Source organism: Streptomyces sp. WAC07094, assembly GCF_036320405.1.
GTDB classification, from domain to species: Bacteria; Actinomycetota; Actinomycetes; order Streptomycetales; family Streptomycetaceae; genus Streptomyces; species Streptomyces lannensis.
In genome coordinates, this window is record NZ_JAVMJZ010000001.1 from 963,977 (window position 1) to 976,803 (window position 12,827).

A 12,827-nucleotide genomic window follows, 5' to 3' on the forward strand; every position below is an offset into this window, starting at 1 on the left:
CGGGGCGCCCCCTTCTTTCTCTTCTCCGACAGCTCTCCGACAGCAGCGAGGACACTGATGAGGATCGGTTTCATCGGCCTGGGCAACATGGGACGCCACATGGCCCGCCACCTGATCCACGCGGGCCACCTGGTCACCGTGCACGACACCCGGCCCGAGGCCGCCGTCGAACATCTTGCGCTCGGCGCCCGCTGGGCCGACTCCCCCGCCGACTGTGCGCGCGACGCCGAGTTCCTGATCACGATGCTCCCCAACCCCCGCATCGTGGAGGACGTGCTGCTACGGGGCGGCGCGGCTCAGGCACTGCCCGAGGGCGCACTGTGGATCGACATGTCGACCTCGACCCCGGCCGCGGCGGAGCGGGTGGCGTCCGCGGTGCTGGACGCCCGGGCCGTGCGCCGGCTCGACGCACCGGTCAGCGGCATGGCGCGCGGTGCGGAGGCCGGGGCCCTGCAGATCTTCGTGGGCGGCCTCGAGGACGACTTCCGGATCGCCCTGCCCGTCCTGGAGTCCCTGGGCGACCCGGACCGCATCCTGCACGTCGGTGCGCTCGGCACGGGTTATACCGTCAAGCTGATGATCAACCTGCTCTGGTTCAGCCACCTGGTCGCCGCCTCGGAGGTCCTCGCCGTGGGCGTGAAGTCCGGTGTCGACCTGGGCGTGCTGCGCAGCGCGCTGCTGGCGAGCCCGGCCGCCTCCCATTTCCTGGAGAGCGACATCATGTGCGTGCTCGCCGATGGCGACTACGACGACTCGTTCGCCATGGCCCTCGCCTGCAAGGACCTCGGCCTCGCCGTCGACCTGGGCCGTGATCTGGGCGTGTCCACCGAGTTGTCCGCCCTGGTCGAGCAGATCTACCGCCGCTCCAAGGCACAGCACGGCGACCTCGCGGGCGAGATGAGCCCGGTCCGTCTCTACGAGACCCTCGCGGGGCGGGAGTTCCGCCTGCCGAACCCGGCGGCCGCACCGGCCGGCGCGGCACTCACGGTCTGAACCCGTACGCAGCACTCCAGGAGCCTCAAGCCATGACCCCTTCCCCACACGGCGGCCTCAGCACACCGTCGCTGAGCATCGATCCGATCTGCCGTGTCGAGTTCGGCCCCGGCCGCATCGTCCGCCTGCCGGAACTGATCGCGACGACCGGCCACAACCGCGCCTTCGTCGTCACGGACCGCGGACTGCGGGCCGCCGGTGTCGTCGAGCGCGTCCTCAAGATCCTCGACTCGGCGGATGTCGAGTACACCGTCCACGACGAGGTGGCGCCCAACCCGTCCACGGGCAACGTCGACGCGGGCGCGGCCCGGGCACGCGCCTTCGGCCCCGCCGCGGTGATCGCGCTCGGCGGCGGTTCGGTGCTGGACGCGGCGAAGGGCATCTCACTGCTCGTCGGCAATCCGGACGCGGTGGCAGCCGACGCCAACCACCTCTGGGGGGCGGCACCCGGGCTTCCGCTGGTCGCCGTCCCGACCACCTCGGGCACGGGGGCCGAGACGAACGGGTTCGGCGTGATCGAGGACGCCGCGGCCTGCCGCAAGGTGTACATCGGGCATCCCTCGGTCAAGCCGCACATCGCCCTGCTGGACCCGGAGCTGACGCTCGGACTGCCCGCCGCGGCCACCGCCGCGACCGGCCTCGACGCGCTCGTCCACGGCATCGAGTCGCTCGCGTCACGGGGCGCGAACCCCTTCTCCGTCGCGTACGCCGCCCAGGCCGTGAGCATGGTGAGCCGCGCCCTGCCCGTGGCGTTCCGGGACGGCTCGGACCTCGGCGCCCGCGCCGAGTTGATGATGGGCGCGCATCTGGCCGGTCAGGCCCTGACCCTCTCGGGACTCGGCCTCGTGCACGGCATCGGCCATGCGATCACGGCCCACACCGGCACTCCGCACGGAGTCGCCCTCGCCGCCGTGCTCGAGGAGGTCATGGAGTTCAGCGCACCCGCCGCGCAGGACGCCTACGAGCGCGCCGCCCGAGCCATGCGTCTCGACCCCCCGGCCGACGGCGACTGGGCCGCAGCGGCCGTGACCGCCGTACGTGAGATCTCCGGACAACTGGACGTCAAACGCCCCTTGCGTGACCTGGGCGCCGACCGCGGCCTGCTGCCGGCCATCGCGGCGGGCGCGGTCGCCGACGCCGTGACCAAGAACGCGCCGCGGCTGCCGGACGAGTCCGAGGTACTGGAGATTCTGGAGCGGACGTACGAGCGGCCCTGACGCACCGACGCCGCACGATGGCCGTCCGGATCCGGTCGCGACACCGGTCCGGGCGGCGTCCCCCGCCCGGGTCGGGTGACCGGTCCGGACGCCGGGGACCGACCGGCCCAGGGGGCGCACCCGCCGGCCGGTCCCGCGTCCGTGTCACGTGCCGCGTCGCCCTCGGCTCACGGTGGCCGCCGCTCGCCGATTCAGGCGGTGTCCGCCCGTGAACACGTTCATGGAGTACCGCCGACATCGGTGTGGACCCGCCTCGGGGGCCGGCCGCGGGGTCGACGGTCGGCGCATCTCCCCGGTCGGCAGGGCCTCGTGAGGTCGTCGACCCCGCTTTGTCTACAGTATTTCGTATGCTCGTGACAAGGGAAGAGGCGGGACGCGGGCAGGGACCCAGCTCGTGCGGGCCTCAGGCCGACGCGAGCGGGGCGGCGGCCCGACACCCGCGGTCCAGGGCGGAGTAGACTGTAGACGAAATCCAATATCGGGCGGCTCTGGTGAGCCGCTACCGAGGGGTGGAGTCATGGCCTTGCCGACCGGCGCCGTGCCGAAGGTGGAACGGCCCGGCCCGCTGCGCGAGCGGGTCTACGAGGCTCTCCTGGAACTCATCGTCACCAGGTCGCTCGAACCGGGCCGGCATCTGGTCGAGAGCGAACTCGCCGGCCAACTGGGCGTCTCGCGCCAACCGGTCCGGGAGGCGCTGCAACGCCTCGACACTGAGGGCTGGGTGGATCTGCGCCCCGGCCAGGGCGCGTTCGTGCACGACCCCACGGAGGAAGAGGCCGACCAACTGCTCGTCGTGCGCGGTCTGCTGGAGGCCGAGGCGGCGAGGCTGGCAGCTGCCAACGCCACCCCGCGCGCCACCGAGCGGCTGCGCGCATTGTGCACGGCGGGCGAACGAGCCCGGGTGTCCGACGATGTCGACGTCGTGGTCGCCGCCAACGCCGCCTTCCACGCCCAGGTGATGCAACTGGCCGCGAACTCGGTGCTCGCCGAGTTGTCCGCCCAGGTGGACCGCCGCGTCCGGTGGCTCTACACACCCGTCGCCCGCACTCGTGGCGCACTCTCCTGGATCGAGCACCGCGCCATGATCGACGCCATCGAGGCAGGCGACGAACAGCGGGCACAGCAGTTGATGCGGGCCCACACCGAGCACACCCGCGCCAGCTACCACGGGCGCGCGACAGCGGAGCAGTGAGGGCCTCGTAGCCCCACCCGCCGGCGTTCACGCAAGCCCGCCGGGGCCTGACGCCATATTTCACCCGAGCAGAGATGGATACCCGTCGCCCCATGGCGGTATACAGTATGCAATCACCCATGAGAGGGGGCTTCGCGGAGTCCGCCCCGCCGGCCCATGAGGCGTCACCCCTCCAAGACCGCAGGGAGCCGCTCCATGTCGTTCCGCTCCGCTCTCTCCCACGTCTTGAGCAGCACCATCGAGCCGTCCGCCGAGGAGACCGGCGCGCGCGGGAGATTTCCCCGCGCCTCGGTGACCGCCCTCGGGGAAGCGGGGCTGCTCGGGCTCACCGTCGCCACCGATCTCGGCGGCGGAGGGCTGGGCCTCACCGAGGCCGCCGAGGTCGTGACCGACGTGTCCCGCGCCTGCCCCGCCACCGGCGCGGTGGTCCGGTCCCACTACGCCGCCGTCGCCTTCATCGAGGCGTACGGCTCGCACTGGATGCGCCGCAAGGTCGCCGTCGGCCTGCACCTCGGCACGCTCGCCCTCACCGACGCCGACGACGCCGGAACACCGGGGGCCGCACCGTCACCGACGGGTTCGACCGAGACGCGCACCGGGGACGTGGTGGCCCTGCGCGGCCGCAAACGCGATGTCGTCGGGGCGGGCGAGGCCGACGGCTACATCTGGTCCTCCCCGCCGGCACACGGCGGGGAGGGACCGTCCCTGTGGCTGGTGCCTGCGGATGCGCCCGGCCTGTTCGTGCCCGCCCGCCCCAGCGGCGACGGTCCGCGCGGCAGCGGAACGTCGACGGTCTGCGCGGATCCCGTCCTGCTCCCCGCCGGTGCACTGCTCGAACGGGACGGCGAGGCGGACGGCTTGCTGAGCACCGTCCGCGCATGGCTGGCCGCGATGTCCACCGCGGGGGCCGGATCGCCCACCGGGGCGCCCGGGGTCCGCGCACTCGCCTGACCGCCCGCCCCGGTCCGCGGTGACCGCGGTTGACCCGTTCCGGACGGTGGACGCAGCCGATGATAACTGCATACAGTATCCGATGAGCCTTCAGAGTCGCCAGGGGGCCACACAGAGTGAAGCTTGTATACAAAGTTCCGTATGCATTGAGAGGCGTCATGCACGGTACGAGCAGCGCGGCGAGGTGTCCGGGCTCGTCGATCACCATCCCCGTAGGGAGGAACCATGACGACGAGCGTCGGTGACGTGACGACGGAGGCCGCTGTCGGTGCGATCGCGGCCGCCCATCGCGGGCAGCGCGGTCCACTGCTGCCGATCCTGCACGCCATCCAGGCCGAACTCGGCCATGTCCCGCAGGAGGCCGTCGCGATGCTCGCCCGTGAGCTCAATCTGTCCCGGGCGGACGTACACGGGGTGGTCTCCTTCTACCACGACTTCCGCCGGGAGCCGGCCGGCCGCACGACCGTCCGCATCTGCCGCGCGGAGGCCTGCCAGGCCCTCGGCGCCGACGCACTGGTGAACTCCGCCCGGGACCGGACGGGCCTCGCCCTCGGGGAGACGCGGGCGGACGGCTCTCTGACGGTGGAGCAGGTCTTCTGCCTCGGCAACTGCGCGCTGGGCCCCTCCGTCGAGGTGAACGGCGAGGTACTCGGACGCATGAGCGCGGAACGTCTGCGCTCGATCGTGGACGAGGCGGTCTCGTCATGACACGGACATCGAACTCCCCGGTGACGGTGTACGTCCCCCGCGACTCGGCCGCGCGGTCGGTCGGGGCGGACGCGGTGGCGGAGGCGATCCGACGGGCGGCCGACGCCCGGAACCTGCCGATCACCCTGGTGCGCAACGGGTCGCGCGGCATGCTCTGGCTGGAACCACTGGTCGAGGTGGCCACCCCCGAGGGCCGGATCGGCTACGGTCCCGTGGCGCCCTCGGACGTGGCGGACCTGCTGGCCGCAGGCTTCCTGGACGGCGCGGACCACCCTCTGCGGCTCGGTGTCGTGGACGAACTTCCGTGGCTGGCCCGCCAGAACCGGGTCACGTTCACCCGGGTCGGGATCATCGACCCCATCTCCCCGGAGGACTACGAGCGCCACGGCGGCCTCGTCGGGCTGCGCAGAGCCCTGGACCTGCCGCCCTCCGACGTGGTCGCCGCCGTCACCGAGTCCGGTCTGCGCGGCCGGGGTGGCGCGGGGTTCCCGGCCGGCATCAAGTGGAAGACCGTGCTCGACTGCGCCGACGCGCTGAAGTTCGTCTGCTGCAACGCCGACGAGGGCGACAGCGGCACGTTCGCCGACCGCATGGTCATGGAGGGCGACCCGTTCATGCTCATCGAGGGCATGACGATCGCCGCACACGCGGTCGGCGCCCGCGAGGGCTATGTCTACATCCGCTCGGAGTACCCGGACGCGGTGGCCACGATGCGGGCCGCGATCGCGATCGCGCGTGATCGCCGTTGGCTCGGGGAGCGCATCCTCGGCTCGGACCTCACCTTCGATCTGCATGTGCGGGTCGGCGCCGGCGCGTACATCTGCGGTGAGGAGACCTCCATGCTGGAGAGCCTGGAGGGCAAGCGCGGCGTCGTCCGCGCCAAGCCGCCCATCCCCGCCATCGAGGGGCTGTTCGGCAAGCCGACCGTCGTCAACAACGTCCTGACCCTGGCCACGGTTCCGGTGATCCTCGCCGACGGGGCGAAGGCGTACCAGGAACTCGGCGTGGAACGCTCGCGCGGCACACAGGTCTTCCAGCTCGGCGGCAACATCGCACACGGCGGCATCGTCGAGACGGCGTTCGGCGTCACCCTCCGCGAGCTGATCGAGGACTACGGCGGCGGGACGCTCAGCGGACGGCCGGTGCGCACGGTGCAGGTGGGCGGGCCGCTGGGCGCCTACCTGCCGACGTCCCAGTTCGATCTGCCCATGGACTACGAGGCGTTCGCCGCGGCGGGCGCCATGCTCGGCCACGGCGGTGTCGTGGTCTTCGACGACACCGTCGACATGGCGGCGCAGGCCCGCTTCGCGATGGAGTTCTGCGCCGCGGAGTCGTGCGGCAAGTGCACACCGTGCCGGGTCGGTTCGGTGCGCGGCGTCGAAGTGATCGACCGGATCGTGGCCGGCGAGCAGCGCGACGAGAACCTCGCCCTGCTCGAGGACCTCTGTGAGCTGATGACCGACGGATCGCTGTGCGCCATGGGCGGGTTGACCCCCATGCCGGTACGCAGCGCCGTCACACACTTCTCCGACGACTTCCTCACGAGGGGGGAGGGCACGGCATGACACTGCTCAAGGAGCCCGACTTCGGAACCCCGGAACGGCCCGGCGGGGCGACCGTCACGGTCGAGGTCGACGGGCTGCCCGTCACGGTGCCCGAGGGCACCTCGGTGATGCGCGCGGCGGCGCAGGCCGGAATCGACATACCCAAGCTCTGTGCCACCGACAGCCTGGAGCCGTTCGGTTCCTGCCGGCTGTGCGTGGTGGAGATCGACGGCCGCCGCGGCACCCCGGCGTCCTGCACCACACCGGTCGCGGACGGGATGTGCGTACGCACCCAGACGCCGAAGGTGGAGAAGCTCCGCCAGGGCGTCATGGAGCTGTACATCTCCGACCATCCGCTCGACTGCCTGACCTGCTCGGCCAACGGCGACTGCGAACTGCAGGACATGGCGGGCGTGGTGGGGCTGCGCCAGGTCCGTTACGGGTACGAGGGCGAGAACCACCTCGACGCCGCGCCGGACCTGAGCAACCCGTACTTCGACTTCAACCCGGCCAAGTGCATCGTCTGTTCGCGGTGCGTGCGCGCCTGCGGCGAGGTGCAGGGCACCTTCGCGCTGACCATCGAAGGCCGCGGCTTCGACTCCAAGGTCTCCCCCGGTGCCGGTGAGTCCTTCCTGGACTCCGAGTGCGTCTCCTGCGGCGCCTGTGTCCAGGCCTGCCCGACCGCGACGCTTCAGGAGCGGTCGGTCGTCGAACTCGGCATGCCCTCCCGCTCGGTGGTCACCACCTGCGCGTACTGCGGCGTGGGCTGCTCGTTCAAGGCCGAGCTGCGCGGCGACGAACTGGTCCGGATGGTGCCCTACAAGGACGGCGGGGCGAACGAGGGCCACTCCTGCGTCAAGGGCCGCTTCGCCTTCGGCTATGCGACCCATCCCGACCGCAAGCTCAAGCCCATGGTGCGCGAGAAGACCACCGACCCGTGGCGCGAGGTCGAATGGGACGAGGCCATCCGGACGGTCGCGGAGAAGATGCGCGCCATCCAGGACGCGTACGGGCCGAGCTCGATCGGCGCCATCAGCTCCTCGCGGTGCACCAACGAAGAGGTCTACGTCGTCCAGAAGATGGTGCGCGCGGCGTTCGGCAACAACAACGTCGACACCTGCGCCCGGGTCTGCCACTCCCCCACCGGGTACGGGCTGAAGCAGACCTTCGGGGAGTCGGCCGGCACACAGGACTTCCGATCGGTGGCGAAGGCCGACCTCATCATGGTCATCGGCGCCAATCCGACCGACGGTCACCCGGTGTTCGCCTCACGCATGAAGAAGCGACTGCGCGAGGGCGCCCAGCTCGTCGTGGTCGACCCGCGGCGTATCGACCTGGTGCGCTCGCCGCACATCCAGGCGGCACATCATCTGCAGCTCAAGCCCAGCACGAACGTGGCCGTCATCAACGCCATGGCGCATGTGGTGGTGACCGAGGGCCTGGTCGACCGCTCCTTCGTCGATGCGCGGTGCGAAGGGTTCGACGACTGGGCCCGGTTCGTCGCCCTCCCCGAGAACAGCCCGGAGGCCACCGAGCCCGTCACCGGCGTTCCAGCGGAGGAACTGCGGGCAGCCGCCCGGCTGTACGCGCAGGCGCCCAACGCGGCCATCTACTACGGTCTCGGCGTGACCGAGCACAGCCAGGGCTCCACGATGGTCATGGGGATGGCGAACCTCGCGATGGCCTGCGGCAACATCGGCCGGGACGGCGTGGGCGTCAACCCGCTGCGCGGCCAGAACAACGTGCAGGGCTCCTGCGACATGGGTTCCTTCCCGCACGAGTTCACGGGCTACCGCCATGTCTCCGACGATGCGGTGCGCACCGTGTTCGAGGAGTTGTGGGGCCGTTCCCTGCTGCCCGAGCCGGGGCTGCGGATCCCGAACATGTTCGACGCGGCGATCGACGGTTCGTTCCGGGGCCTGTTCGTGCACGGCGAGGACATCGCCCAGTCCGACCCGAACCTCCAGCACGTCAGCGCGGCGCTGGCGGCGATGGACCTGGTCGTGGTGCAGGACCTGTTCCTCAACGAGACGGCCAGGTTCGCGCACGTCTTCCTGCCGGGCGCCTCGTTCCTGGAGAAGGACGGCACCTTCACCAACGCCGAGCGCCGGATCAACCGGGTGCGGGCGGTGATGAAGCCCAAGACGGGCAAGCACGAGTGGCAGATAGTCAGCGAGATCGCCACCGCCATGGGCTATCCCATGGCGTACGACCACCCGAGCCAGATCATGGACGAGATCGCCCAGGTCACACCCACCTTCAAGGGTGTCTCCTTCGAGTTGCTCGACAAGCTCGGCAGCGTCCAGTGGCCGTGCAACGACGAGGCTCCGCAGGGCACCCCGACCATGCACGTCGACGCGTTCGTCCGCGGCAAGGGCAAGTTCGTCGTCACGGCCTATGTGCCGACAGACGAGCGGACCACCTCTCGCTACCCGCTGGTGCTGACCACGGGCCGCATCCTCAGTCAGTACAACGTGGGAGCGCAGACGCGGCGCACGGGCAACGTGGCATGGCACCCCGAGGACCTGCTGGAGCTGCATCCGCTGGACGCCGAGAACCGGGGCATCACCGACGGCGACCTGGTGACGCTGGCCAGCCGGGTCGGCAGTACGACGCTTCGGGCCCGGATCTCCGACCGGATGCCGCCGGGCGTCGTCTACACCACGTTCCACCACCCGGTGACCGGCGCCAACGTGGTCACCACCGAGAACTCGGACTGGGCGACCAACTGCCCCGAGTACAAGGTGACCGCAGTGCAGGTGGGCCTGGCCCATCCGCTCGAGCGGCACGCCGGCGAGTCCCTCGGGACCGAGCGGCTCGCGGCGGTGGACTGAGATGGCCGCCGCCCTGCCGTCCGAGCAGCGGATGGCGAACCAGATCGCCGCGAACTTGCGGCATGTACCCGGTGACGAGGCCGCGGAGGCGATCGCGGGCCACATCCGCCGGTTCTGGGACCCCCGGATGCGGGCCCGGCTGCTGGAGCTGGTGGAGACCGGGTCGGACGGCCTGGATCCCGTGGTCGTCGCCGCCGCGGGGCTGCTGGCCCGGTCGCAGGAGGCCCCCACGGGCTGACCGGCGGGCGCCTGCGGCACACGACTTCGCCTCACCCCCCTTCATGTCGAAGGGGGGTGAGGCGAAGTCGTGTGCCGGGAGCCCGAACGCTCAGGCGGCCGCGACGCCGTCCAGGCCGCGGCTGGTGACCAGCCGGACCCGTCCGTCGCCGAGGTGGTAGGAGAGGCCCACGACGGCTGCGTGCCCGCCGACGAGGGCGGGTGAGCGGTTCTGCAGCAGATCCACGGTGTGCCGTATGTGCTCGTCCACGATGTCGGCCTCCTCGCTCAGCCCCGCAGCGCGCGCGGTCAGCACGCTGGGCGTGACGCGCTCGACGACATCGCGGACGTATCCGGACGGGGCCAGGCCCTCCGCGAGAGCCGTGCGCGCCGCACGGATCGCACCGCACGCGTCGTGCCCGAGCACGACGACGAGAGGGCAGCCCAGCTGTCCCGCCCCGTACTCGATGCTGCCGAGCACCTCGGGACCGAGCACATGTCCTGCGGTACGCACGACGAAGAGGTCGCCGAGCCCGCGGTCGAAGATGATCTCCGCGGCCAGTCGTGAGTCGGAGCATCCGAAAACCACGGCGAACGGATGCTGACCGGGTGCCAGGGCGGCGCGGCGTGCGGCGTCCTGGTTGGGGTGCTGCGGATCTCCGGCGACGAAGCGCTGATTGCCCGTCAACAGGATGTCGAGGGCCTGGGCTGCGGAGGGCGTCTGGTTGTGGGCCATGGAATCAGGATGCGTAGACTCCATACAGTATGCAATACCTGTGCAGCGATGGTTCACACGCAGCCGGCGGCCGACCGTGCATCCGCACACGGCCTCGACCGACCACGTCGACGATGCCTGGGCCAAGGAGCGGATGTGTCGGGCCGGGGCCGAGGACGCGCCCCGCGGCATCCCCACGCCCCGGACGCCCTTTCTGCGGCACCCCGACGCCCCGTGTGCCCTTCTGCGGCGGCAGGACGCCTCTCGCCGGAACGCCGGCGAGGTCCGGGTGTCCGCCGCCGTACCGCGGGACATGGGCAGGGAGCCGCGCTCAGCGCCATCGGGGTGGCGCCCGGGCGCGCCCTGCCCGGGCGGCAGGCGTCCCCTCCGGCCCCGCGGCTGACGCGGGAGTCGCCCTGAGAGACGGAGGAGGAGGCGAGGGCCAGGCCGGCCCGCGGTCAGCCCAGCGGCCGGGCACCGTCGCGTCCGGCCGCTTCGGGCGTTCCGTACACCCGCGTCGCCCCGGGCCCGGGACGCGTCACGGGGAGCTCCACCATGACGCACCACCCTGCGGCGTCTCGCCGTATCTCCATCCGCGCCGCGAGCGCGTCGATGATCGCCAGGCCACGGCCGTGCTCGTCGGGGTCGGCGTCCTGGCATGGACGAGCGGGTCGGCGGCCCCCTCCGTGATCATGCGCCTGCAGTCGCAGGAGGTCCGGCCCCAGGTCCAGGCGCAGCGTCAGCCGCCGATGGCCGTGCTCGGCGGCATTGGCCGCCAGCTCGTCGACGACGAGGACGGCCGTGTATCTGTCGTCGGCACCGAGGTCCCAGCGGCGGAGCAGCGCTTCGGCGATGTGCCGCGCACTGCGCACCGACGCCGGCCGGGCGGGCATGACGAGCAACGCATGCCGAGCGGGGTCCGGCTGAGCGGCGGCCGCCGGGCCGTGCGCCACCGTTCCCCCGCGGTCCGGAGTCCCGCTCTGGACGTGATCCCACATGTTGCCACCAGAAGGATTGAATACCGTATACAGTATTCTACTCCCCCGTCCGGGCTACCGGGAACCCACAACGGAAAGCCGGCCCTGGCCGATGGCCGGGGCCGGCTCCGTGATGCGGACAGGACGTCCGCTCTCGCGTCATTCACCCTGTCCGCGGACGGACGGACCGCTTCAGATGACGATCTGCTTCTCGCGCATCGCGGCGATGGCGCCGGCGTCGTAGCCCAGCGCGCCGAGGACGTCGTCGGTGTGCTCACCGAGCAGCGGGGCACCCTTGATGTCCGGCTTGAACCCGGAGAACTTGATCGGGCTGCCGACGGTCAGATACGTCCCGCGGCCCTTCTGCTCGACCTCCACGACAGTCCCGCTGCGGCGCAGCGCCTCGTCCTCGGCGAGCTCCTTCATGCTCATCACCGGGGCGCAGGGCACCTCCCACTTGCGCAAGATGTCGACCGCCTCGTACTTCGTCTTGTCGGCGAGCCACTTCTCGATCTCCTCGAAGATCTCGAAGATGCGGGACTGCCGGGCCTTGGCGGTCGAGTAGTCCGGGTCCTCGGCCCACTCGGGGCGGCCGATGGCCTCGGCGGTCCGCTTCCAGTTCTGCTCCTGGACCGTGAAGTAGATGTACGCGTTGGGGTCGGTCTCCCAGCCCTTGCACTTGAGCACCCAGCCGGGCTGGCCACCGCCGCCGGCGTTGCCGCCCCGGGGCACGGCCTGACCGAACTCGCCGTTCGGGTACTGGGGGTACTCCTCCAGGTAGCCGACCCGGTCCAGGCGCTGTTGGTCACGCAGCTTGACCCGGGACAGGTTGAGCACGGCATCCTGCATGGACACCGCCACCTTCTGGCCCCTGCCGGTCCGGTCGCGATCGATGAGCGCCGTCAGAAGACCGATCAGCAGGTGCATGCCCGTGTTGCTGTCGCCGAGGGCGGCTCCGCTGACGGTGGGCGGGCCGTCCCAGAAGCCGGTCGTCGAGGCGGCGCCGCCGGCGCACTGGGCCACGTTCTCGTAGACCTTCAGGTCGTTCCACGGCGAGTCCTCGTTGAACCCCTTGACGGAGCCGAAGATCAGCCGCGGATTCCACTCCTGGAGGGTCTCCCAGTCCAGGCCCATGCGGTCCATGGCACCCGGTGCGAAGTTCTCCACCAGGATGTCGGCCTCACGGATCAGCTTCTCCATGACCTCCCGTCCCTCGGGGGACTTGGTGTTGATGGCCAGGGAGCGCTTGTTGCTGTTCAGCATGGTGAAGTACAGCGCGTCGGCGTCGGGGATGTCGCGCAACTGGTTGCGCGTCACGTCGCCGCCGGCGGTGCGCTCGACCTTGAGGACGTCGGCTCCGAACCAGGCGAGCATCTGTGTGCAGGCCGGTCCGGCCTGCACTCCGGTGAAGTCGATGACCTTAATCCCGGAGAGCGGCAGTTCAGTCATATTGGTTTCTCTCTCGTGAATCGTCTCGGTG

Annotated in this window: 11 protein-coding genes; 8 read left to right on the forward strand and 3 right to left on the reverse strand. The window is 70.9% G+C overall.

Annotation, left to right across the window (positions count from 1 at the left end):
- Positions 1–57: 57 nt before the first annotated feature.
- From RCR19_RS04300 to RCR19_RS04335, 8 genes are all read left to right on the forward strand, one after another.
- On the forward strand, positions 58–993 hold the full coding sequence (locus tag RCR19_RS04300; RefSeq protein WP_331263841.1) for an NAD(P)-dependent oxidoreductase: 936 nt from the start codon (positions 58–60) through the stop codon (positions 991–993).
- A 32-nt stretch (positions 994–1,025) separates the two neighbouring features.
- Positions 1,026–2,210 (forward strand): iron-containing alcohol dehydrogenase, encoded by a 1,185-nt coding sequence (locus RCR19_RS04305; protein WP_331263842.1) that lies wholly within the window; start codon positions 1,026–1,028, stop codon positions 2,208–2,210.
- Positions 2,211–2,727: 517 nt separating this feature from the next.
- Complete coding sequence (locus RCR19_RS04310) at positions 2,728–3,402, forward strand: GntR family transcriptional regulator (protein ID WP_331263843.1); 675 nt, start codon at positions 2,728–2,730, stop codon at positions 3,400–3,402.
- Between the two features lie 195 nt (positions 3,403–3,597).
- A complete protein-coding gene (locus RCR19_RS04315) occupies positions 3,598–4,353 on the forward strand; it encodes an acyl-CoA dehydrogenase family protein (RefSeq protein WP_331263844.1) in 756 nt (251 codons plus the stop codon).
- Positions 4,354–4,578: 225 nt separating this feature from the next.
- Positions 4,579–5,061, forward strand: coding sequence for a formate dehydrogenase subunit gamma (locus RCR19_RS04320; RefSeq protein ID WP_331263845.1), 483 nt, complete (start codon positions 4,579–4,581; stop codon positions 5,059–5,061).
- Positions 5,058–6,626 carry an NADH-quinone oxidoreductase subunit NuoF gene (locus tag RCR19_RS04325; RefSeq protein WP_331263846.1) on the forward strand — a complete coding sequence of 523 codons (1,569 nt, stop codon included), beginning with the start codon at positions 5,058–5,060 and terminating at the stop codon, positions 6,624–6,626. Before RCR19_RS04320 ends, RCR19_RS04325 begins: the two co-directional genes overlap by 4 nt.
- The gene (gene fdhF, locus RCR19_RS04330) at positions 6,623–9,439 is read left to right on the forward strand and encodes a formate dehydrogenase subunit alpha (RefSeq protein WP_331263847.1); all 2,817 of its coding nucleotides are present in this window, start codon (positions 6,623–6,625) and stop codon (positions 9,437–9,439) included. The genes RCR19_RS04325 and fdhF overlap by 4 nt, the downstream gene beginning before the upstream one ends.
- Position 9,440: 1 nt before the next feature.
- Positions 9,441–9,677, forward strand: a complete 237-nt coding sequence (locus RCR19_RS04335; RefSeq protein ID WP_331263848.1) for a formate dehydrogenase subunit delta — start codon at positions 9,441–9,443, stop codon at positions 9,675–9,677.
- A gap of 90 nt (positions 9,678–9,767) precedes the next feature.
- Here the strand turns inward: RCR19_RS04335 and RCR19_RS04340 are convergent, their stop codons facing one another.
- From RCR19_RS04340 to frc, 3 genes are all read right to left on the reverse strand, one after another.
- Complete coding sequence (locus tag RCR19_RS04340) at positions 9,768–10,391, reverse strand: carbonic anhydrase (protein ID WP_220290612.1); 624 nt, start codon at positions 10,389–10,391, stop codon at positions 9,768–9,770.
- 437 nt (positions 10,392–10,828) lie between these two features.
- Positions 10,829–11,368, reverse strand: coding sequence for an ATP-binding protein (locus tag RCR19_RS04345; protein ID WP_331263849.1), 540 nt, complete (start codon positions 11,366–11,368; stop codon positions 10,829–10,831).
- Positions 11,369–11,539: 171 nt separating this feature from the next.
- Positions 11,540–12,796, reverse strand: coding sequence for a formyl-CoA transferase (gene frc, locus RCR19_RS04350; RefSeq protein WP_331263850.1), 1,257 nt, complete (start codon positions 12,794–12,796; stop codon positions 11,540–11,542).
- Positions 12,797–12,827 lie beyond the last annotated feature (31 nt).

What these genes read in the sequence shown, in the direction of transcription:
- RCR19_RS04320 (WP_331263845.1), top strand. Translation starts at nt 4,579, where the DNA reads ATGACGACGAGCGTCGGTGACGTGACGACGGAGGCCGCTGTCGGTGCG.
- fdhF (WP_331263847.1), top strand. Translation starts at nt 6,623, where the DNA reads ATGACACTGCTCAAGGAGCCCGACTTCGGAACCCCGGAACGGCCCGGC.
- RCR19_RS04315 (WP_331263844.1), top strand. Translation starts at nt 3,598, where the DNA reads ATGTCGTTCCGCTCCGCTCTCTCCCACGTCTTGAGCAGCACCATCGAG.
- RCR19_RS04335 (WP_331263848.1), top strand. Translation starts at nt 9,441, where the DNA reads ATGGCCGCCGCCCTGCCGTCCGAGCAGCGGATGGCGAACCAGATCGCC.
- RCR19_RS04305 (WP_331263842.1), top strand. Translation starts at nt 1,026, where the DNA reads ATGACCCCTTCCCCACACGGCGGCCTCAGCACACCGTCGCTGAGCATC.
- RCR19_RS04345 (WP_331263849.1), bottom strand. Translation starts at nt 11,368, where the DNA reads ATGTGGGATCACGTCCAGAGCGGGACTCCGGACCGCGGGGGAACGGTG.
- RCR19_RS04310 (WP_331263843.1), top strand. Translation starts at nt 2,728, where the DNA reads ATGGCCTTGCCGACCGGCGCCGTGCCGAAGGTGGAACGGCCCGGCCCG.
- RCR19_RS04300 (WP_331263841.1), top strand. Translation starts at nt 58, where the DNA reads ATGAGGATCGGTTTCATCGGCCTGGGCAACATGGGACGCCACATGGCC.
- RCR19_RS04340 (WP_220290612.1), bottom strand. Translation starts at nt 10,391, where the DNA reads ATGGCCCACAACCAGACGCCCTCCGCAGCCCAGGCCCTCGACATCCTG.
- RCR19_RS04325 (WP_331263846.1), top strand. Translation starts at nt 5,058, where the DNA reads ATGACACGGACATCGAACTCCCCGGTGACGGTGTACGTCCCCCGCGAC.
- frc (WP_331263850.1), bottom strand. Translation starts at nt 12,796, where the DNA reads ATGACTGAACTGCCGCTCTCCGGGATTAAGGTCATCGACTTCACCGGA.